General features: G+C 65.5%; 18 protein-coding genes. 13 read left to right on the top strand and 5 right to left on the bottom strand.

What is annotated here, in order from left to right; all coding sequences use genetic code 11:
- Positions 1 to 90 precede the first annotated feature (90 nt).
- Positions 91 to 1,308 (top strand): sensor histidine kinase, encoded by a 1,218-nt coding sequence (locus AC5Y5O_RS13305; protein ID WP_165796480.1) that lies wholly within the window; start codon positions 91 to 93, stop codon positions 1,306 to 1,308.
- A 4-nt stretch (positions 1,309 to 1,312) separates the two neighbouring features.
- Here the strand turns inward: AC5Y5O_RS13305 and AC5Y5O_RS13300 are convergent, their stop codons facing one another.
- Complete coding sequence (locus AC5Y5O_RS13300) at positions 1,313 to 2,926, bottom strand: FAD-dependent oxidoreductase (RefSeq protein WP_500025564.1); 1,614 nt, start codon at positions 2,924 to 2,926, stop codon at positions 1,313 to 1,315.
- A 14-nt stretch (positions 2,927 to 2,940) separates the two neighbouring features.
- The gene (locus AC5Y5O_RS13295) at positions 2,941 to 3,618 is read right to left on the bottom strand and encodes an IclR family transcriptional regulator (RefSeq protein WP_096290114.1); all 678 of its coding nucleotides are present in this window, start codon (positions 3,616 to 3,618) and stop codon (positions 2,941 to 2,943) included.
- A gap of 127 nt (positions 3,619 to 3,745) precedes the next feature.
- On the opposite strand from AC5Y5O_RS13295, the gene AC5Y5O_RS13290 reads away from it, so the two are divergent.
- From AC5Y5O_RS13290 to AC5Y5O_RS13255, 8 genes are read left to right on the top strand one after another with little or no spacing between them, the layout of a single operon-like run.
- Positions 3,746 to 4,609: an alpha/beta fold hydrolase gene (locus AC5Y5O_RS13290; RefSeq protein ID WP_096290113.1), complete on the top strand. Its 864-nt coding sequence runs from the start codon at positions 3,746 to 3,748 to the stop codon at positions 4,607 to 4,609.
- Positions 4,609 to 6,315, top strand: a complete 1,707-nt coding sequence (locus AC5Y5O_RS13285) for a bifunctional 3-(3-hydroxy-phenyl)propionate/3-hydroxycinnamic acid hydroxylase (RefSeq protein WP_500025563.1) — start codon at positions 4,609 to 4,611, stop codon at positions 6,313 to 6,315. Before AC5Y5O_RS13290 ends, AC5Y5O_RS13285 begins: the two co-directional genes overlap by 1 nt.
- Positions 6,263 to 7,180, top strand: coding sequence for a 3-carboxyethylcatechol 2,3-dioxygenase (locus AC5Y5O_RS13280; protein WP_243394183.1), 918 nt, complete (start codon positions 6,263 to 6,265; stop codon positions 7,178 to 7,180). The genes AC5Y5O_RS13285 and AC5Y5O_RS13280 overlap by 53 nt, the downstream gene beginning before the upstream one ends.
- Positions 7,181 to 7,191: 11 nt before the next feature.
- Positions 7,192 to 8,889: an FAD-binding protein gene (locus AC5Y5O_RS13275; RefSeq protein ID WP_500025601.1), complete on the top strand. Its 1,698-nt coding sequence runs from the start codon at positions 7,192 to 7,194 to the stop codon at positions 8,887 to 8,889.
- An 18-nt stretch (positions 8,890 to 8,907) separates the two neighbouring features.
- On the top strand, positions 8,908 to 10,212 hold the full coding sequence (locus AC5Y5O_RS13270; protein WP_500025562.1) for an LLM class flavin-dependent oxidoreductase: 1,305 nt from the start codon (positions 8,908 to 8,910) through the stop codon (positions 10,210 to 10,212).
- Positions 10,213 to 10,232: 20 nt separating this feature from the next.
- Positions 10,233 to 11,072 carry a coniferyl-alcohol dehydrogenase gene (locus AC5Y5O_RS13265; protein ID WP_500025561.1) on the top strand — a complete coding sequence of 280 codons (840 nt, stop codon included), beginning with the start codon at positions 10,233 to 10,235 and terminating at the stop codon, positions 11,070 to 11,072.
- Positions 11,050 to 12,048: a cyclase family protein gene (locus tag AC5Y5O_RS13260; RefSeq protein WP_500025560.1), complete on the top strand. Its 999-nt coding sequence runs from the start codon at positions 11,050 to 11,052 to the stop codon at positions 12,046 to 12,048. Before AC5Y5O_RS13265 ends, AC5Y5O_RS13260 begins: the two co-directional genes overlap by 23 nt.
- Positions 12,048 to 12,866, top strand: a complete 819-nt coding sequence (locus AC5Y5O_RS13255) for an alpha/beta fold hydrolase (protein WP_096290107.1) — start codon at positions 12,048 to 12,050, stop codon at positions 12,864 to 12,866. The genes AC5Y5O_RS13260 and AC5Y5O_RS13255 overlap by 1 nt, the downstream gene beginning before the upstream one ends.
- Here AC5Y5O_RS13255 and AC5Y5O_RS13250 read toward each other — a convergent pair.
- From AC5Y5O_RS13250 to AC5Y5O_RS13240, 3 genes are all read right to left on the bottom strand, one after another.
- Positions 12,863 to 14,497, bottom strand: a complete 1,635-nt coding sequence (locus AC5Y5O_RS13250) for a multicopper oxidase family protein (RefSeq protein ID WP_096290106.1) — start codon at positions 14,495 to 14,497, stop codon at positions 12,863 to 12,865. The two genes, AC5Y5O_RS13255 and AC5Y5O_RS13250, sit on opposite strands and share 4 nt — an antisense overlap.
- Before the next feature lie 99 nt (positions 14,498 to 14,596).
- A complete protein-coding gene (locus AC5Y5O_RS13245; protein ID WP_096290105.1) occupies positions 14,597 to 15,355 on the bottom strand; it encodes an SDR family oxidoreductase in 759 nt (252 codons plus the stop codon).
- Between the two features lie 82 nt (positions 15,356 to 15,437).
- Positions 15,438 to 16,313: a hypothetical protein gene (locus AC5Y5O_RS13240; RefSeq protein WP_096290104.1), complete on the bottom strand. Its 876-nt coding sequence runs from the start codon at positions 16,311 to 16,313 to the stop codon at positions 15,438 to 15,440.
- A gap of 133 nt (positions 16,314 to 16,446) precedes the next feature.
- On the opposite strand from AC5Y5O_RS13240, the gene AC5Y5O_RS13235 reads away from it, so the two are divergent.
- The 4 genes from AC5Y5O_RS13235 (at position 16,447) to AC5Y5O_RS13220 (ending at position 19,514) form a co-directional block, all read left to right on the top strand.
- Positions 16,447 to 17,256 (top strand): SDR family NAD(P)-dependent oxidoreductase, encoded by an 810-nt coding sequence (locus tag AC5Y5O_RS13235; RefSeq protein WP_096290103.1) that lies wholly within the window; start codon positions 16,447 to 16,449, stop codon positions 17,254 to 17,256.
- A gap of 140 nt (positions 17,257 to 17,396) precedes the next feature.
- Positions 17,397 to 18,062, top strand: a complete 666-nt coding sequence (locus tag AC5Y5O_RS13230; protein WP_096290102.1) for a TetR/AcrR family transcriptional regulator — start codon at positions 17,397 to 17,399, stop codon at positions 18,060 to 18,062.
- Positions 18,063 to 18,073: 11 nt separating this feature from the next.
- Positions 18,074 to 18,268 (top strand): ferredoxin, encoded by a 195-nt coding sequence (locus AC5Y5O_RS13225; RefSeq protein WP_096291365.1) that lies wholly within the window; start codon positions 18,074 to 18,076, stop codon positions 18,266 to 18,268.
- Position 18,269: 1 nt separating this feature from the next.
- Complete coding sequence (locus AC5Y5O_RS13220) at positions 18,270 to 19,514, top strand: cytochrome P450 (protein ID WP_500025559.1); 1,245 nt, start codon at positions 18,270 to 18,272, stop codon at positions 19,512 to 19,514.
- Positions 19,515 to 19,561 lie beyond the last annotated feature (47 nt).

The following is a 19,561-nucleotide window of genomic DNA, read 5'->3' as shown; positions in this document are numbered from 1 at the left end:
GCACCAGCGCAGATTGTCGCCGCGGAGAACCTGATGGGGGTTTTGCCGCTTAGCCCGGGAGGGGCGCGCACAGATGAGTACTGTGTTCGCGTGGCGGATACCAGCGACGCAGAGCTGCACCGGGTACGCAGGATTCACCAGCTGCGCTCGTATCGGATCGCGTCGGTGATTCGGATCGGCGTGGTGGGGCTGATGATCGCGGCCATGATTATCGGCACCCCGCGGTATGAATGGCCGCAACAGGCCCTATTGATTGTTCTGTACGCACTTGTCGCACAGTTTGCTTTGGCCCGGGCGTTTTCTCCCTTTCAATGGCTCCAGCGGGGGCGCTTGATCGGGATAGGCCGACTCGAGCCATTCGCATTCACCATCGTGGACGTCGCAACGTTGACGGTCTTTCAGGTGTTGTCCACAGACCGCATCGATCCATTGCTGATCATGATGCTGCTGCCCATCTTCATCGGCCTGGATACCTCGTCGCGGCGGGCGGCCGTGGTATTGGCCTGCTCGATGGCCGGGTTTCTTGTTGCGGTGCTGGAAGATCCGTTCATGCGAGAAGAATTCGGACTTGCCGAGTGCTTGTTCCGGTTCACCCTTTACGCCTGCCTCTGCGGCACGGCCTATATGGCGGTGCGGATGGAGGAGCGGCATACACGCGCGATCGCTGGGCTGAGCGCGTTGCGGGAGGAATTGCTGGCTCAGACGATGACCGCGTCCGACGTGCTACAGCGCCGCATTTCGGAATCCATTCACGACGGACCCCTGCAAGACGTGCTGGCCGTGCGGCAGGAGGTCGTCGAACTCAGGGCCGCCTATCCCGGCGATGAACGTGTCGAGCGTGCGCTCTCCGGTCTTCAGATCGCCTCGCAGAGCTTGCGGCAGGCGACTTTTGAGTTACATCCGGCGGTGCTGGAGCAGGCCGGGTTGGGTGCCGCGGTGCAGGAACTGGCCGCTTACACCCAGCGACGGTCGGGCATCGAGGTCAGTACCGACATCGATTATCCGATCCGCGACGAGATCGACCGGATCGTCTTCGGCGCCGTGCGCGAACTGCTGTCCAATGTCGTGCACCACTCGAAGGCCCGGCACGCATCGGTCACGCTGGGGGTGACCGACGGCAAATGTGTGTTGAACGTGACCGACGATGGCGTGGGCTTCAACGCCGAGACCATGGCGCGCCGCCTCGGCGAGGGCCACATCGGATTGGAGTCACACCGGACCCGGGTGGACGCGGCCGGTGGCATCTTTGCGATCCTCGACGCCCCGGTGGGCACTCATATCTGCGTCGAAGTGCCACTGAAGGGATGAACTCCTACTTCAGGTCGACAGACTTTCCGGTGGCGGCGGCGTAACCCGCCCGATAGCCGAAAACCATTGCCGGACCCAGGGTTCCGCCGGCACCTCCGTAGGCGCGGCCGGTCGCCCCGGCCATCGCGTTGCCCGCGGCGAACAGGCCCGGGATCGGTTCCCCATTGACATGCAGGACGCGGCCGTCGTGGTCGGTACGCGGCCCGCCCTTAGTGCCCATCGCCCCGATCGACACCGGCACGGCGTAGTACGGCGCGGTGTCGATCGGGCCGAGCGTCTTGCCGGCAGCCGTGGTGGCGCTGTCATCACCCCAATAGCCGTCGTACGCACTGGAACCGCGGCCGAAGTCCGGATCCGCCCCCGCGGCGACATGGCGGTTCCAGTCGTCGATCGTGCGGATCAGACCTTCGGCGTCGATACCGGTCTTGGCTCCCAATTCGTTCAGGTCCGCGGACTCGCAGAACCAGTCCGGAACCGGCTCGCCGGGAGCGACACCCAGAAATCCGTAGCGCTGCAGGTGAACTGAGTCGAACACTATCCAGCCGCGATCATTGACATAGCCCCCGTGGGGATCCAGGTACTGGAACGCGCCGGCCATCGAGTTGTAATCGCATGCCTCGTTGACGAAGCGGTGTCCGGCTTGGTTGACGATGATGCTTCTCGGCCGGGTCCGCTCCAGTCGCACGCTGCGGCTGCGCTGCTTGCCTTCGATGGTGTCGCCGGGGATCTGCACAATCGGGACCCACCATGCCTCGCCCATGTTGGCCAGATCCGCACCATGTGCCATCGCCATCCGCAGCCCGTCGCCGGTGTTATTCGGCGGCGAGACCGGACCGTGCATCGGGCCGCGCAGGAATGCCTGCACCAGGCCGGGGTCCCACTCGAAGCCGCCGACGGCGAGGACGACCCCGCGGCGCGCGTGCACGTTGATCTGCCTGCTGGCCAAGGCAATTCGCACGCCGGTGATCTCCCCGCCCTCGGCGATGAGTTCCTCGGCGCGAGCGTTGGTGTGCGGGGTCACCCCGGCATCCAGTAAACCCTTGAGCAGTCCCGCGATCAGCGCGGTGCCGGCGACGCACAGGTCGCTGCCTTCCTCGATCTGCACGTGTAGCCGTGCTCGGGTTTCGGCGTCGATACCGACGTTGGACCAGTCGGCGGGAAACGAGGTAATCCGTTGGCCCCACTCGCCGATGTTGTTGAGGTCGAACGGCCCCGCACTCAGGGACCGGCCGCCGGTCGGCTGTCCGCCGGGCAGCTCCGGCCGGTAATCGGGGAAACCGGCGGCGACGTCGAAGCGCAGGGCGCTGTGCTCCTCCACGAATTCCAGCATGGTCGGACCGGTTCGCACGAACGTTTCGAGCAGGGCATCGTCCATCTGCCCGAGGGACTGCGCACGCAGGTACCGCAACGCGTCGGCTTGCGTCAATTCGCCCTCGGGACAACGGTTATGGGCGGGGATCCAGATGATGCCACCCGACACCGCGGTGGTCCCGCCCACGGTCGGGGCCTTCTCGAACACCTCGACGGAGGCGCCGGCGGCCACCGCGGACAGCGCGGCGGTGAGCCCGGCCCCGCCAGTGCCGAGCACGACGACATCGACTTCGGAATCCCAAGACATCAACTGCAATCCCTTCAGCTCAGCAGCTCGGACAACTGCTTCGCGGCTTTGACGACCGCTTCCCTGCCGCGCATCACGACGTCCTCCCGATGGGAGATGAGGTTGATGCACGTCGGCGGGGACGGCGCCGGACGGTGGACCGCCACGGCCAGGCCGTAGGTGTTGGGCTCGATCTCGCCATAGGTCGTCACCCAGCCGCGCTCGCGTGCCCTCGACACCAGTTCCCGTTCACCTGGGCGTGGCGGCAGGCTTGCCAGCAAGGCGATTCCGGCGGCGCCGCGGTCCAGCGGGTACCGGCTGCCCTCGTGGAAGGACAGTTGGTAGGCCACGTGGCTCGGCACGATCACCGCGATCGCCACCTGTTGATCGCCCTCGGCGACCAGTAAGGACACGGTGGTACCCAGCTCGTCGGCCAAGGCCCGCAGCGTCGGCAGACTCAGCTGGCGCACGTTGCGGTCGAATGAGGCACCGAGCACGGCGAGGCCGGCGGCCGGCCGGTATCGCCCGTCGTCGCCCTTGGCCACCAAGCGGAATTGGGACAGTGTCGAGAGCAATCGGTAGGCGATGGTCCGGTGCACGCCGACCTGGTCAGCGAGCTGTTGGACGGTCAGGCCGGTCGGGGAATCCGCCACTATCTGCAGCGCGGTGATTCCCCTCGCGAGCGTTTGCGAGCCGCTACCCGAACTCGTCACAGCCTTGACATACCTCCATACGAGAGCGAAGCTCTAACTTATAACGCACGCCGGTGTGCGATATTCGCACACGGGCTTAGTCTAAAACGAGAACCAGATTTCCACCAGTACCAGCCGGAGAGGAACCGTGGCGGAGTTCGAGAGCATCTGGAGCGACCTGCAGGGTGTCGCGTTTGAGCAGGGCTATCTCAACGCCGGGGGCGTCCGGACCCGCTACTTGCGTGCCGGTGATCCCGCCAAGCCGGTCCTGATGCTGCTCCACGGATCCGGCGGCCACGCCGAGGCGTACGTGCGCAACCTTGCCGCCCACGCCGAGCATTTCTGGACCTGGTCGATCGACATGCTGGGTCACGGGTACACAGACAAGCCGGGTCATCCGCTGGAGGTCAGCCATTACGTCGGGCACCTGATGGCCGTGCTGCGCACCATCGGCGCGAACCGCGCCTACATCAGCGGCGAATCGCTCGGCGGCTGGGTGGCCGCGCGCGCCGCGGTCGATCATCCGGATGTGGTTGAGCGACTGGTCCTTAACACCGCTGGCGGTTCCCAGGCCGATCCGGTCGTGATGCAACGGATCATCACCCTGTCGATGGCGGCCGCCGAGAACCCGACCTGGGAGACGGTGCAAGCGCGCATCAAATGGCTGATGGCCGACAAGTCGAAGGACTACGACGATCTGGTTGCCAGCCGGCAACGGGTATACCGGCAACCGGGATTCGTGTCCGCGATGAGCGACATCATGGCGTTGCAAGACCCCGAGATTCGCGCGCGCAACATTCTCGGCCCGGCCGAATACGGAGCGATCATCGCGCCGACCCTGGTGCTGTGGACCAGTGACGACCCCACCGCCGACGTGACCGAGGGGCGCCGAATGGCGTCGATGATCCCGGGCGCGCGGTTCGAGGTGATGCCCGGCTGTGGTCACTGGCCGCAGTACGAGGACGCCAAAACGTTCAACCAGTTGCATCTCGACTTCCTGCTGGGGCGCTGATGGCGAGCGACGGGCACCAGACGCCGGGCCACGATGTCGACGTGGTCATCGTCGGCGCGGGTCCGGTCGGCTTGACATTGGCCAATATCCTTGGCCTGCAAGGTGTCCGGACCCTGTTGGTCGACGAGCGGGACACGCTGATCGACTACCCCCGCGGGGTCGGCCTGGACGACGAGTCGTTGCGCACCTTCCAGTCGATCGGCCTGGTCGATCGGGTGCTGCCGCACACGGTGCCGAACCAGATTCTGCGTTTCTTCGACGGCAATCGCCGGGTGCTGGCCGAAATGGCGCCGCCCGATTCGCGTTTCGGCTGGCCGAAGCGCAACGGGTTCGTCCAGCCACTCGTCGACGCCGAATTGCTGGCCGGGCTGGACCGATTCGATTGCGTCGAGGTGCGCTGGAGCCGGCCGATGACGGCCTGCCGGCAAAACGCCGACGGCGTCACGGTCGATCTCGGCGGCGAAGGCGCCACCGTGCGGGCCCGCTACCTCGTGGGCTGCGACGGCGGCCGCAGCATGACCCGCCGGATGATGGGCGTGTCGTTCGACGGGACGACGTCCTCGACGCGCTGGCTGGTGGTCGACATCGCCAACGATCCGCTGGGTCACCCGAACAGTGAGGTGGGCGCGGACCCCGAACGTCCCTATGCCTCGATTTCGATCGCGCACGGAATTCGCCGCTTTGAGTTCATGATTCATGCCGACGAGACCGACGAGCAGGCCGAGGATCCGGCGTTCCTCGAGCAGATGCTGGCCCGGATGGTGCCGCGGCCCGACCGGGTCGACGTGATCCGTCGCCGCGTGTACACCCACCACTCGCGCATCGCCGGGGCGTTCCGCAGCGGCCGGCTGCTGCTGGCCGGCGACGCCGCGCACCTGATGCCGGTGTGGCAGGGGCAGGGCTACAACAGCGGCATCCGGGATGCGGCCAACCTGGGCTGGAAGCTGGCCGCGGTGGTCAACGGCCGCGCCCACGACACATTGCTCGACACCTACGACGTGGAGCGCCGCAAGCACGCGCGGGCCATGATCGACCTTTCCACGATGGTGGGCAGGGTCATCTCGCCGACCAACCGGCGCGTCGCCACCGCGCGCGACCTGCTGGTGCGTTCGGCGTCAATTGTGCCGACACTCAAGCGATATGTGCTCGAGATGCGGTTCAAGCCGATGCCACGCTACGAGCACGGGGCCGTCGTGCACTCCGCCCCGCACGGCGCGCAGTCGCCGGTCGGCACGCTGTTCATTCAGCCGCGGGTCGATACCCGGACTCAGCAGGATGTCTTACTGGACGATGTGCTGGGCCCGTGGTTCGCCGTGCTGTGCTGGAACAACAACCCGCGCAAGATTCTCGGTGACGCGGCCTTCGCGAAGTGGAAAGCGTTGGGCGCGCGGTTTGTTGCGTTGCGACCGCAGACTCAGCTGCACTGGCCCGGACACGACGACCCGGATGTCGTCATCGTGGGCGACCGCACCGGGGGGCTCAAGTCCTGGTTCGACGTGCACTCCGAATCGGTGGTGTTCCTGCGCCCCGATCGTTGCATCGCGGGAGCTTGCATCGCCCAGCTCTCGCCCGATCTGAGCGCATCGCTGCTCGATGCCCTCACGCTCATCCCGGGAGGGGGTGATGTCGACAGTGGCAATGGCTCTGTGCTGTATGTCCCACAGCCCGCTCCTGAATCTTCCGGGGCCGTCGCGGGACCTGCTTGACGACGTCGAAGGGGCCATCGCGCAGGCTGCCGAATTCGTCCGCGATTACGATCCCGAACTCGTCGTCATCTTTTCGCCGGATCACTACAACGGATTCTTCTACAAGGCGATGCCACCGTTCTGTATCGGCTTGAACGCCAACGGAGTCGGTGACTACGGCACCCACGCCGGTCCACTCGACGTCCCGGCCGACCTGGCTTCACAGTGCGCGGAGGCAGTGCTCGAGGCGAGCATCGACGTGGCGGTATCGGCCAGCATGGACGTGGATCACGGGACCGTCCAGCCGCTGGAAAAACTCTTCGGCGACGCCCTGTCGCGTCCGGTGATACCGATCTTCGTCAACGCCGTCGCGGTGCCGCTGGGACCGTTGCATCGATGCCGCGCGCTGGGCGCGGCCGTCGGCAAGTATCTGGCCACCCTCGACAAACGGGTCTTGGTGATCGGGTCCGGTGGGCTGTCCCACAGCCCGCCGGTACCGACCCTGGCGACGGCGCCGGAACCGGTGCTGGAGCGCATCGTGGGGGGCCGGCCGATGACGCCGGAGCAGCGACAAGCCCGGCAGGTCGCCGTCATCGAGGCGGCCAGGGCCTTCGCCGGCGGCGAGAGTGACCTGCAACCGCTGAATCCGGCGTGGGATCACCGCTTCCTGGAGATCATCGACGCCGGCCGGCTTGAAGAGTTCAACCTCTGGTCGAACGCCTTCGTGCTCTACGAGGGCGGCAGCTCCGCACACGAAGTCCGTACCTGGATAGCGGCTTTCGCCGTGCTGGAGACCGTGGGCCCGTATGAGACGGCGTTGCGCTACTACAAATCGGCCGAAGAACTGATCGCCGGGTTCGCGATCAGAACGGCGATGCCGGCATGACGAGCGCGAAGATGAACGGCTTCGATCATGTCGTCGACGTGTTGATCGTCGGCTCCGGCGGTGGCGGCATGGCCGCCGCCCTGACCGCGCGCGCGTCCGGCCTCGACGCGTTGGTGATCGAAAAGGCATCGTATTTCGGCGGCTCCACCGCATTGTCGGGTGGCGGCATCTGGGTCCCCGGTGCGCCCGCGCAACGCCGGGAGGGCTACTGTCCGGATCCCGAGGGCGTGGTCGAATACCTGCTCAGGATCACCGAGGGACTGGTCAGCGAGGCGCGCATCCGGCAGTACGTCGAATCGGCGCCGAAAATGCTGGAGTTCCTCGAAGGGCTGTCCGGGTGGTTCGAATTCGTCTGGAAGCCCGACTATGCCGACTACTACCCGGAACTGCCGGGCGCCTCGGAGCTGGGCAGCACCATCAACGTGCCGGCCATCGACCTGCGGAAGCTGGGCGCCGACGAGCACCTTATGCTCAAGCCGCTGGCACTAGCTCCCCGGGGAATCTGGTTGGGCCCCAAAGATCTTCGGACCTTCTACCGGATCAGGCAGACGTGGGCCGGCAAGGGCGTGCTGTTGAAACTCCTCTGGCGGATGTTCAAGGCGAGAGCCTTCAACGAGCGGATGGCCGCGATCGGCCAGTCGCTGGTCGCGCGGTTGCGGTTGGCGCTGCGGGACAGCGGCATTCCGCTGTGGCTGGACGCGCCGATGACCGAGCTGCTCACCAACGCCGACGGATCGGTGACCGGGGCGGTGATCGAACGTGACGGCGCCAGGCAGCGGATCGGTGCGCGCCGCGGCGTCATCCTGGCGTCCGGGGGATTCGATCACGACCTTGCCTGGCGCAAGGAGCAGATGCCCGTTGTGGACCAGGACTGGAGCTTCGGTAACCCCGTCGCGATGGGTGACGGCATTCGCGCGGGCGAAAAGGTGGGCGCCGCGACCGACCTGCTCGACGAGGCGTGGTGGTTCCCGGCGATCCAATGGCCGGACGGCCGAATGCAATTCATGCTCAACGAGCGGATGATGCCGTCGCAATTCATTGTCAACGGCGAAGGTAAGCGGTTCATCAACGAGGCGGCTCCTTACATGGACTTCGGCCACGCGATGATCGATGGGCAGAAGTCCGGTGTCACCCACATTCCGTGCTGGCTGATCACCGATCATCGGTCGTGGAATCGCTACGTCGTCGGTGGTCACCTGCCGCTACCGAAGATTCCGGGTGCTCCGGTGCCCACCGGCCGCAAGATTCCGAAGGCGTGGCTGGAATCCGGTGTGGTCAAGGCGGCGACCAGCTGGGACGAAATGGCGACCAAAATCGGAGTTCCGGCAGTCGAATTGCGGTCCACTGCAGCACGTTTCAACGAACTCGCGCACAACGGCCACGACGACGATTTCAACCGAGGAGACAGCGTTTACGACAACTACTACGGCGACCCGACCTTGCCCAACCCCAATCTGTACCCGTTGGGCGATCCGCCCTACTATGCGTTCCGAATCGTGCTCGGCGACCTCGGCACTTCGGGTGGTCTGCTCACCGACGAATACGCCCGTGTGCTGCGGCCTGACGCGTCCATCGTGCCGGGGTTGTACGCGGTGGGCAACACGTCCGCGCCGGTAATGGGTCGCAGCTATGCGGGCGCCGGGGCGACCATCGGTCCCGCCATGACCTTCGGCTTTGTCGCCGCCAAACACCTTGCCAGCCAGGCCTAGTCTCTTGAGGAGGTAACAATGAAAATTTCACTGTTCTACGAGTTCGCTCTGCCCCGTCCGTGGGCGCCCGACGACGAACATGTCCTGTTGCAGGACTGCCTGAACGAGGTGGAGGCCGCCGACAAGGCGGGATTCTCCACCGTCTGGCTGACCGAGCACCACTTCCTCGAGGAGTACTGCCACTCCACCGCGCCGGAGATCTTCCTGGCCGCGGCCAGCCAGCGAACCAAGAACATTCGGCTCGGGTTCGGCATCATGCATCTGCTGCCCGCGGTCAATCACCCCGCCCGGGTGGCCGAACGCGTCGCGACCATCGACCTGCTTTCCAACGGGCGTGTCGAGTTCGGCACCGGGGAAGGTTCCTCGGTCGGCGAACTCGGCGGATTCGACGTCGACCCCGCCGACAAGCGCGCCCAGTGGGAGGAGTCCCTGGAGGTCGCGATCCGATGCATGATCGAGGAGCCGTTCACGGGTTTCAAGGGTGAGCAGATCCAGATGCCGCCTCGCAACGTCATCCCCAAACCGTTGCAAAAGCCGCACCCGCCCGTCTGGGTCGCCTGCACCCGGCCGGCAAGCGTGCAGATGGCTGCCCAAAAGTGCATTGGGGCACTGAGTTTCGCCTACACCGGACCCGGTCCGCTGACCGACCGGGTCAACGGCTACTACAAAGAATTCGAGGAGAACGGCGTGCCGATCACGCCGCAGATCAACCCGAACATCCTGGCCATCGGCGGTGACTTGTCGATGATGGTCGCCAAGACCGAAGAAGAGGCGCTGCAACGGCTGGGGCAGGGCGGTGGATTCTTCTCGTTCGGGATCATGCACTACTACCTGACCGGAATGCACAGCCCGGGCCGCACCGGAGTGTGGAAGCGCTATCTCGAAGAGGTGGAAAAGGACCCGACGCTGGCCTACGGACCCGGCCGCGGCGCGATCGGATCCCCGGACACCGTGCGCGAGTTCCTGCGCGGGTACGAGGAGAGCGGCGTCGACGAGATCATCCTGCTGCTCAACCCGCGCAGCCACGAAGGCACCATGGAATCCATTGAGCTGATGGGCAAAGAGGTACTGCCCGAGTTCATCGAACGTGACCAGAAAGCGGTGGCGGAGAAGGCCAAGCGGCTGGCACCGGTGATCGAGAAGGTCGAGGCGCGGCGGCCGAAGCCGAGCGCCCCGTTGTTCGACGAAACCTACGCGTTCGGCGGCTTGCCCACCGGGCGCGACAAATTCACCGCCAGCGAGATCCCCGAGGCCATGGCGGAGATCAACGAGGGCCGGGTGCAGGCGGCGCAGCGCGCGAAGGAAGAGCAGAAAAAGAAGTAGCGCCGGAAGATAATCGAGCCGTGGGCGAGATCGACGGGTTGTGGCGCTATGACGGCCGCCGTGCGGTGGTCACCGGATGTGCGTCGGGCATTGGCGAGCATGTGGTGCGCCAGCTCACCGAACTCGGGGCCGAAGTCGTCGGGCTGGATAAGCGGCGACCGTCGTTCGAGCTCAACGAGTTTCATGAGGTCGACCTCGCCGACCCGGAATCGATCGATGGTGCGGTAGCGTCCATCGGTGGGCGGGTCGACACGCTGTTCAACGTCGCCGGTGTCTCCTCCGGGATCGGCAACCCGGCACTGGTCGCCACGATCAACTTCCTGGGCACCCGCCAGATCACCGAGGCGCTGGTTTCGAGGATGGCCGCGGGATCGTCGATCGTCAGCGTGTCCTCGCTCGCGGCCGCCGCCTACCGAGAGCACGCGGCGGCGGTGGCGCCATTGTTGAATACCGCGACGATGCAAGAGGGCATCGACTGGTGCGAGGCGAATCCCGACGTGGTGGGCAACGGTTACCAACTGTCCAAGGAAGCGATCATCTTCTACACGATGCGCAGTGCTACGCCCCTGGGCGCCAAAGGTATCCGCATCAACTGCTCCGGCCCCGGGGTCACCGAGACGCCGATACTCGATCAGCTGCGAACGGCGTACGGGCACGCATTCCTCGACGACATTCCCAAGCCGCTGGGGCGCGTTTGCGACCCCGCCGAGCAGGCGGCAGTGCTGCTCTTCTTGAATAGTGGTGCGGCCAGCTACATCACGGGACAGATCATCTGGGTCGACGGTGGAAACGTGGGCGCGGCGATCGCTCGTGAACTCGAGAAAGGAGCCCCGCCAGATGAGCCGAGCGGACTTGACTGATTTCCGTCGGGTGGCAAGGGACGTCTCCAATTGGGGACGCTGGGGCGACGCCGACGAGCTCGGCACTCTGAACTTCATCACCGCGGACAAGGTCGCGCAGGCCGCCGGTCTGGTCAAGCACGGCAAGGTATTTCCGCTCGGGGTCGACTTCGGCGCCTCGGGTCCGCAGGGCGCCTTCGCGTTTCGGCACAACCCGGTGCACATCATGACCGTCGACGGCGGCGATGTGAACACGCTGGCCAAGTACGGGCCGAGCTGGCCGCGTAACCCGGTGGCTCAGCAGCTCAGCGGCTACATGACGCCCGACAATCCGTTCCGCTTCAACGACGACATCATCATCATGCCGCTGCAGGCGGCAAGCCAGTGGGATGCGTTGTCCCACGTCTACTACGACGATCAGCTCTACAACGGCTTCGCGGCGGATTCGGTCACCAGCATGGGCGCCTACCACTGCGGCATCGACAAGGTTGACGTCAAGGGCATCACGTCCCGCGGTGTGCTGCTGGACTTGGTCCGCCATCGCAAAGCGGAGGTATTCCTCGAGGCCGGAAACCCGATCTCGCCGGAAGAACTCGACGACGTGGTTCGCGCCCAGGGTGTGACCGTCGGGCGGGGTGACATCGTGCTGATCCGGACCGGCTGGTGGACAAGGTTTCTGATGACCGGTAACAGGACCGAGGGCTATTCCGGCCTGGACTGGCGATGTGCCCAGTGGCTGCATGATCACGAGATCGCGGCCGTGGCCGCGGATAACCTTCAGGTCGAAGACCTGGTTTCCGGAGTCGACGGCGTCACCTTCCCCCTGCATCTACTCTGCCTGCGCGACATGGGCATGATCTTCGGCGAATACTGGGATCTCGCCGCGCTGGCGCAGGATTGCGCCGCGGACGGCGTCTACGAGTTCCAGCTCGTCGCCCCGCCGCTGCGGGTGGTCGGCGCGGTCGGCTCTCCCGTGAACCCGATTGCGATCAAGTGATGGACTTTGCGCGCCGGACCATGCTGGTCGACGGTCTTACCACGGGTTACCTGGATGCCGGCAACGGCGATCCGATAGTGCTGCTACACGGCGGCGAGTTCGGCGCCAGCGCCGAACTGGGTTGGGAACGCAACGTTTCCGCGCTGGCCGCACACTACCGGGTGCTGGCTCCGGACATGCTGGGGTATGGAAACTCGGCGAAGGTGATCGACTTCGTGGACGGCCGGGGGATGCGGATACGGCATGTGGCTCGCTTCTGCGAGCTGCTCGGTATCGACTCCGCGCATTTCGTCGGCAACTCGATGGGCGCGATCAACCTGCTCAACGACACCACGTCCGAAGCGCCGCGGTTGCCGGTCCGTAGCCTGACGATCATCTGCGGCGGCGGAGAAATTCAGCAGAACAAGCACTTTGAGGCGCTGCAGGACTACGACGCCAGCCTGGAGGCGATGCGCCGCATCGTGGAAGCCCTGTTTCACGATCCCAGCTATCCGGCCGACGAGGAATACGTGGGGCGCCGCTACGCATCGAGCACCGCGCCGGGGGCGTGGGAAGCGGTGGCCGCGGCCCGATTCCGCCGCCCCGGTTCCTCGCGGCCGCCGACCCCGTCGACCACCCGAGCCTACGAGCGCGTCGGCGTGCCGACGCTGGTGGTCGAAGGGGGAGAGGACAAGCTGTTGCCGCGAGGTTGGGCCGCCGAGATCGCCGAGCAGATCGACGGCGCCCGCTCGACGGTGGTCGTCGGCGCCGGTCACTGTCCGCAGATCGAGCAGCCGTCGACGGTCAACGAATTGCTGCTGGAATTCCTGGCTTCTTAGAAGACGTATTCCAGCCGGGTCATCATTCCGGCGACCTGGTGATAGGTGTTGTGGCAGTGCATCTGCCACACGCCGGGATTATCGGCCACCAGAACGGCCAGGATCTTCTGCTTGGGCAGCACCATCACGGTGTCCTTGCGGGCGCCCAGCGATCCGTCGGGGTTGATCAGCTGGAATGTGTGCCCGTGCAGGTGGATTGGATGATACATCATCGTCGAGTTGTCGAAGGTGATGGTCGGCCGCTGGCCCTGCTGAACGTGCAGCGGATTGGTCTTGCTGTATGGCTCGCCGTTGATCGTCCAGTCGTACTGGACCATGTTGCCGCCCAGCACGACGGGAAGGTTGAGCCCCGGTTCGGGTCGGCTCAACATGACCGACGTTGCGGCGGTGAACATCTCGATCGTTCCTACGCGCCGGTTCAATTCGGCTGGTTGGAACTGCGGATCGGGCGGGCTGCCCTTGCCGGTGGACAGCAGCGCCCGCGCCAGCGCCCCCTTGCCCTCGGCCAAGGCGACCAGCGGGAAGACGCCGTCGGCGGCGGTCACGATGACGTCGTATCGTTCGGCCATCCCGATCAGCAGGGCGTCGACCTGTCTGGGCACCACGGCGTAGCCATCGGTGTGGGTGACCGTCATGGGGTGGCCGGTCAGCGCGACGCGGAAGGTGGTGTCGGAGCCGGTGTTGATGAAGCGGATCCGGATGCGCTGGCCCGGCTTGGCATTGAAGGTGGTGGGAGCCGCGGGAATTCGCCCGTTGATCAGATAGTACGGATAGGCGATGTCTCCGGCGTCGCCGCCAAGCAGGTCGCTGTTTCCGACCCGGGCAGTCGGCGTTGCCGACGCTGATGTCGACGTCGACGTGGGAGTGGTCGACGTCGTCGGGCTGGTCGAAGTGGTCTCGCTGGTCGAGGTGGTAGGGGTTGTCGACGTGGTCGGGGTTGTCGAGGGTGCGGCCGGCATGTTGGACATGCTGGGTTTGTTGGGGTTCGTGAGTTCCTCGTAGAGCTGCTGCGGACTCTTTCCCACGCCATCGGTCCAGTCATCAAGGACGACAACCCATTCGGCGTCGTAGTTGCTTTCGGTGGGGTCATCGATGATGACCGGCAGGTACAGCCCGGTGTCTTCGTCGAGGCCGGTGTGCGGATGTGCCCAGTAGGTGCCCGAATTCGGTACGGAGAACTGATACGTGAATTCCTGGCCGGCTTCGATGTTCGGGGTGGCCGGTTCCGCGCCATCCATGTTGTTGCGCAACGCGATACCGTGCCAATGCACCGAGGTCATGTGGTCGAGTTTGTTCGAGACCTTGACCACGAGTTCGTCGCCGACGTTGGCCCGGATCAGCGGGCCGGGGATCGTGTCGCCGAAGGCCAGCGTCCGCACGACCGGTCCGCCCAAATCGATCTGGGTCAGCTGCTGGGTCAAGCTGACGTTGACCGTGCGTCCGCTGTGCGGCCGTGCCGCCTCGGCAGCAGCGATCGCGGCGGCCATCTTGTCGGCACTGCTCAGGTCCTGCGACTTGGAATGGCCGCACGCCGCCAGTGTCAATCCACCCGCGATGCTGGCCGCCATGAAGCCGCGCCGGGTCAGCTGCGCCCCGTCGAAGGTAACCCCACTGGTGGGTAGCAGCGGCATTGATCGCTCCTCGTCGTCGGTCGATACGGGCCCGGCGAGTTATACCGTGCTAGGGAGTTAGCCAGAACGCAACCATTGCCGAAGATTTTTCGGCCGCTATCAGCCGGCCTGCTGCCGGGAATCCGCCCAGTTGCTGAAGTTGGTCGGGTAGATCGTGACTTGCTCTCCGTCGATAGGAACGATGCCGCGGTCGTCGAGCAGCGCACCGTAGTAGCGGGCCTGCGGGTCGGTGACCACCTCGCGCGCATCGCCGGTTGCGGCGAACCACGTCCGGATGAAGTCGTCCATCCCCTGCTTGTCGGGGCCGGCGATGTTGATCAGCCCGGCCGGATCGTCGATCGCCGCGCGGGTGACGGCCGTCGCGACGTCTGCGGAGGCGATGGGCTGGAACGCTCCGTGCGGCGCGCGAACAGTGTCGCCGTCGGCCATCGAATCCGCAATGCCGCCAACGAATTCGAAGAACTGCGTCGCGCGCACGATCGTGTTCGGGAATTCCGAGTCCTCGATCACCTTCTCCTGTGCGACCTTGGCCCGCATGTAGCCGCTGTCGGGCAATCGGTCGGCGCCCACGATCGAGAGCGCGACGTGGTGCTGTACGCCGGCGGCTCGCTCCGCTTCGAGGAGGTTGCGGGTCGAGGTGGTGAAAAACTCGAGCACGTCGTCGTCGGCCCAAGACGGGGAATTGGACACGTCCACCACGGTGTGGACACCGGCGACGGCCTCGGTGAGGCCTTCGCCGGTGATGGCGTTGACACCCGAGCGCGGCGAGGCGGGAACGGCTTCGTGGCCCAGGTCGGTGAGCATGGTGACAACCTGGGATCCGATCAGCCCGCTGCCACCGATAACCAAAACCTTCATGAGTACGCCCTCCCAGTTTTCCGATGAACTGCCGTACCCAGCATGGCTGGCGCGCGGCCCGTCCGGAACCCCTATGAGGCCGTTAACGCACGCGTGGACGGAAACCGTCGTCGGTGCTCGCGACCGAATAGCAGGCCGCGGTCGAGATGATCGTCGGCACGATCAGCGCGAGCACGAAGACGAATATGACGAACGCGCGGTTGGGGGTCGTCAGCCAGCCGATCGGAAGGCGCGCCAGGCTGACGGCAAGCCATGAGCCGGCGACGGCGAGGAACAGCGTTCCCACCGTGGCGACCTTGATCGACCGCAATGCCAATTGGGTCGGCTCGGCGGTGTTGGCCAGCGAGCGGTTCAGGGCCTTCGTACGGAAGTAGACCACCACGAAATCGAGCAGGATGGCCAGCGCGCAGAACGTCACGATCGACCCCGTCAGCCACAGCGCGGGCGGGTGCCCGAGCACGAAATGCAGGTAGTCGATGCTTGTCTCGCTCATGATCAACGTCGTCGCCATCGCGGCGCCGAAGGTCAGCCACCCGCCGAGGTCGGCGAGGAAACAGTAGGCGCGGATGTCCGCTGGATCTTCGGCGGGCACCTTGTTCACCGCGTGGCTGGCCAGCATCCAGCCCAGGCCGGCGAACAGTCCGGTGGTGCCGGCCGCGAGCATCCCGGTCGCCAGGTCGCCCTGGGTCCAGGCGATCGCGCAGATGCCCTGCCGGTCGCCGTTGTCGGGCGGGTGGGTGCCGCTGATGAGGCTGAACAGAAAGCTGTCCAACATCAGGATCAGCACCGCCGACGCGAACAGTGCCAGGGTGTGCACGCCTTCTCGGCTGTTGCGGTCGAACAGCAAAGCGATTGCGGTGATGAGGAATCCGCCGAGCACACCGGCGAGCTGTGACGTCGACGCCGCCGACGCGATCATGCTCCATTGGTCGGAGGTGCAGAAAGTATCGGGATTCATCGACGCCGCAATCCGTTGGCCAGGATCCGTTCGTTCACGCAGCAAACACTAATCCAGCAGTGGCAGGCCAATTCCGGGAAAGACTTAAATCAACTGCTTGACTTAACAGTCGCGTGCCCGATTAACTCGTCGGGTGGTCAACGAACTGGATGGCAAGGTCGCCATCGTCACCGGCGGGGCGTCGGGCATCGGTCGCGGCATCGTGGAACGGTTTCTTGCCGAGGGCGCCCGGGTCGTCGTCGCGGACGTCGAGGCCGAGATGGGCGAGCAGCTGGCTGCCACCCTGGGCCCCGGTGCGCTGTTCATCCGGACCGACGTCTCGGATCCCGAACAGGTGCAGGCGCTGGTCGCGACCACCGTCGAGAAGTTCGGCGGGCTGCACGTCATGGTGAACAACGCGGCGGTGTCCAGCCCCTTGCGTCGATTACTCGACGACGACCTGTCGGACTTCCACCGGATCATGGGCGTGAACGTCCTCGGCGTGATGGCCGGTACCCGAGACGCCGCCCGGCACATGGCCGAAAGCGGCGGCGGATCGATCATCAACCTCACTTCGATCGGCGGGATCCAGGCCGGCGGCGGGGTGATGATCTATCGGGCGTCGAAAGCGGCCGTCATCCAATTCACGAAGTCCGCGGCAATTGAGCTGGCGCGCTATGAGATTCGCGTCAACGCGATCGCGCCGGGCAGCATCCCCACGCCGATCCTGGGGAAGTCGGCGGCCGGGATGGACGCGGAGCAGCTGGCCCAGTTCGAGGCGAAGATCCGCCAGGGCATGCGAGACGACCGGCCGCTCAAGCGTGAGGGAACGACCGACGACGTCGCCCAGGCCGCGTTGTATTTCGCGGGCGATCGCTCGCTCTATGTCACCGGAACCGTGCTGCCGGTGGACGGCGGAACCTCGGCCGGCAAGGTGATGCCTTCGAAGAGGCGCGAGGGATGAGGTCTCGGCCCGAGCGCGCCGGTGCCGTCACGTCCGGCGCCGAGCACGACCGCAGCGTCACGCCGAAGGCCGCCGGGCAGACCCGAAATCATTTAAATCAAGCGCTTGACTTAAACCGTTCCAAGCGGTTGACTGGGCCAATGACCGCGGCAGGCAGGGCCGTTCGCACCGAACGGGCCAGCTCCACCCAGGAGGCGATCCTGGTGGCGGCCGAGCGACTGTATGCCGAGCACGGGATGTTCGCGGTGTCCAACCGCCAGGTCAGCGAGGCCGCGGGGCAGGGTAACAACGCCGCGGTGGGCTACCACTTCGGTACCAAGGCCGACCTGGTGCGTGCCATCGAGGAGAAGCACCGCGGACCCGTCGAGGAGCTGCGCGAGCAAATGGTGGTCGACCTGCGGGCGTCGGGCGACTCCGGTGAGCTACGCGCCTGGGTGGCGTGTCTGGTGCGCCCACTCACCGACCACCTCGAGGATCTCGGCAACCCGACCTGGTACGCGCGTTTCGCGGCGCAAGCGATGACCGATCCGGCCTACTACAACATCGTGGTCAAGGGTGCGCTCAGCTCTCCGTCGCTCGTCGAGGTGGTCGACGGTGTCAACCGCTGCTTGCCCAACCTGCCGGCCGATGTGCATTTCGAACGCAACGTCATGGCCCGAAACCTCTTGATGCACACCTGCGCCGATCGCGAGCGTGCGCTTGCCGCAGGCGCCCCGATGGCTCAGCCCTCTTGGCGCGCAGCCGCGTTCGGCCTCATCGACGCAATCGTGGGCCTGTGGCTGGCGCCGGTCACTCCGTACGAATGAAGAGCAAGCTGATGAAAGTTACTGTCGACCAGAACATTTGCGCGTCCTCGGGAAACTGCGTGATGAATGCACCCGAGGTGTTCGACCAGCGCGACGAGGACGGAGTGGTCATCCTGCTCAACGAGCACCCGTCCGCCGAGCAGACCGAAGGGGCCCGTCAGGCCGCCTCGGCGTGCCCAGCCCAGGCAATCTACATCGAGGATTGACATGTCAGACGCACTGACGAGCAGCACGGCCGAGGCCGTGTCAGAGATTCCCGACTACCCGATGGCCCGCGATGAGCGCTGCCCGTTCGCCCCACCCCCGGACGTCATGGCCCTGGCCCACGAGCGGCCACTGTCGCGGGTCCGGATCTGGGACGGCAGCACCCCGTGGCTCATCACGGGCTACGAGCAGGTGCGCGAGCTGTTCTCCGATTCCCGGGTCAGCGTTGACGACCGGGTGCCCGGCTTCCCGCATTGGAACGAAGGCATGCTGTCGACCGTGCACAAGCGGCCCCGGTCGGTGTTCACCGCCGACGGTGACGAGCACACCCGCTACCGGCGGATGCTGTCGAAACCGTTCACCTTCCGGCGCGTGGAAGGCCTGCGGCCCACGATTCAGCAGATCACCGATGACCACATCGACACGATGCTGGCCGGACCGCAGCCCGCGGATGTCGTTGCCGCCATTGCGCTTCCGGTCCCGTCCCTGGTGATCAGCCAGATGCTCGGCGTGCCTTACGAGGACGCCGAGATGTTCCAGGAGCACGCCTCGATGGGGCTGGCGCGCTATGCCACTGGCGCCGACACCGCCAAGGGTGCGATGAGCCTGCACAAGTATCTGGCCCAGCTGGTCGAAACCAAGATGGAGAAACCGGCGGAGGACGCGATCTCGGATCTGGCCGAACGCGTCAAGGCCGGCGAGCTCAGCGTCAAGGAGGCCGCACAGCTCGGTACCGGATTGCTGATCGCCGGGCACGAGACGACCGCGAACATGATTGGGCTCGGAGTGCTTGCGCTGCTTGAGAATCCCGATCAACTTGCCGTGGTCCGCGATGCCGAGGACCCGAAGGTTCTGGCCAGCGCGGTGGAGGAGCTGCTGCGGTACCTGAGCATCATCCAGAATGGGCAGCGTCGCGTTGCCGTCGACGACATCCACATCGCCGGCGAGACAATCCGCGCCGGCGAAGGCATCATCATCGACCTGGCTCCCGCGAACTGGGATCCCGACGTCTTTCCCGAGCCCGATCGGCTTTACGTGCACCGTGCCGGGGCCGACCGCAACGTCGCCTTCGGTTACGGCCGCCATCAGTGCGTGGGCCAGCAGCTCGCGCGGGCGGAACTGCAGATCGTGTTCCAGACGCTCTTGCGTCGCATCCCGACCATGAAACTGGCCGTGCCGTTCGACGAGATCCCGTTCAAGCACGACCGGCTCGCCTACGGCGTCTACGAACTCCCGGTGACCTGGTAAACGAAATCCATTGAGCACCAGCCCGAGATGATCACTTCCAAGCAGAT

The sequence above is a fragment of the Mycobacterium sp. NGS40 genome, assembly GCF_059812735.1.
The sequence above is the reverse complement of the archived record's forward strand: the minus strand, read 5'-3'. Positions and strand labels throughout refer to the sequence as shown.

Coding starts and splice junctions, on each gene's coding strand:
- AC5Y5O_RS13260 (WP_500025560.1), top strand. CDS start 11,050: ATGAGCCGAGCGGACTTGACTGATTTCCGTCGGGTGGCAAGGGACGTC.
- AC5Y5O_RS13280 (WP_243394183.1), top strand. CDS start 6,263: ATGTCCCACAGCCCGCTCCTGAATCTTCCGGGGCCGTCGCGGGACCTG.
- AC5Y5O_RS13220 (WP_500025559.1), top strand. CDS start 18,270: ATGTCAGACGCACTGACGAGCAGCACGGCCGAGGCCGTGTCAGAGATT.
- AC5Y5O_RS13300 (WP_500025564.1), bottom strand. CDS start 2,926: ATGTCTTGGGATTCCGAAGTCGATGTCGTCGTGCTCGGCACTGGCGGG.
- AC5Y5O_RS13245 (WP_096290105.1), bottom strand. CDS start 15,355: ATGAAGGTTTTGGTTATCGGTGGCAGCGGGCTGATCGGATCCCAGGTT.
- AC5Y5O_RS13240 (WP_096290104.1), bottom strand. CDS start 16,313: ATGAATCCCGATACTTTCTGCACCTCCGACCAATGGAGCATGATCGCG.
- AC5Y5O_RS13270 (WP_500025562.1), top strand. CDS start 8,908: ATGAAAATTTCACTGTTCTACGAGTTCGCTCTGCCCCGTCCGTGGGCG.
- AC5Y5O_RS13250 (WP_096290106.1), bottom strand. CDS start 14,497: ATGCCGCTGCTACCCACCAGTGGGGTTACCTTCGACGGGGCGCAGCTG.
- AC5Y5O_RS13225 (WP_096291365.1), top strand. CDS start 18,074: ATGAAAGTTACTGTCGACCAGAACATTTGCGCGTCCTCGGGAAACTGC.
- AC5Y5O_RS13285 (WP_500025563.1), top strand. CDS start 4,609: ATGGCGAGCGACGGGCACCAGACGCCGGGCCACGATGTCGACGTGGTC.
- AC5Y5O_RS13230 (WP_096290102.1), top strand. CDS start 17,397: ATGACCGCGGCAGGCAGGGCCGTTCGCACCGAACGGGCCAGCTCCACC.
- AC5Y5O_RS13255 (WP_096290107.1), top strand. CDS start 12,048: ATGGACTTTGCGCGCCGGACCATGCTGGTCGACGGTCTTACCACGGGT.
- AC5Y5O_RS13275 (WP_500025601.1), top strand. CDS start 7,192: ATGAACGGCTTCGATCATGTCGTCGACGTGTTGATCGTCGGCTCCGGC.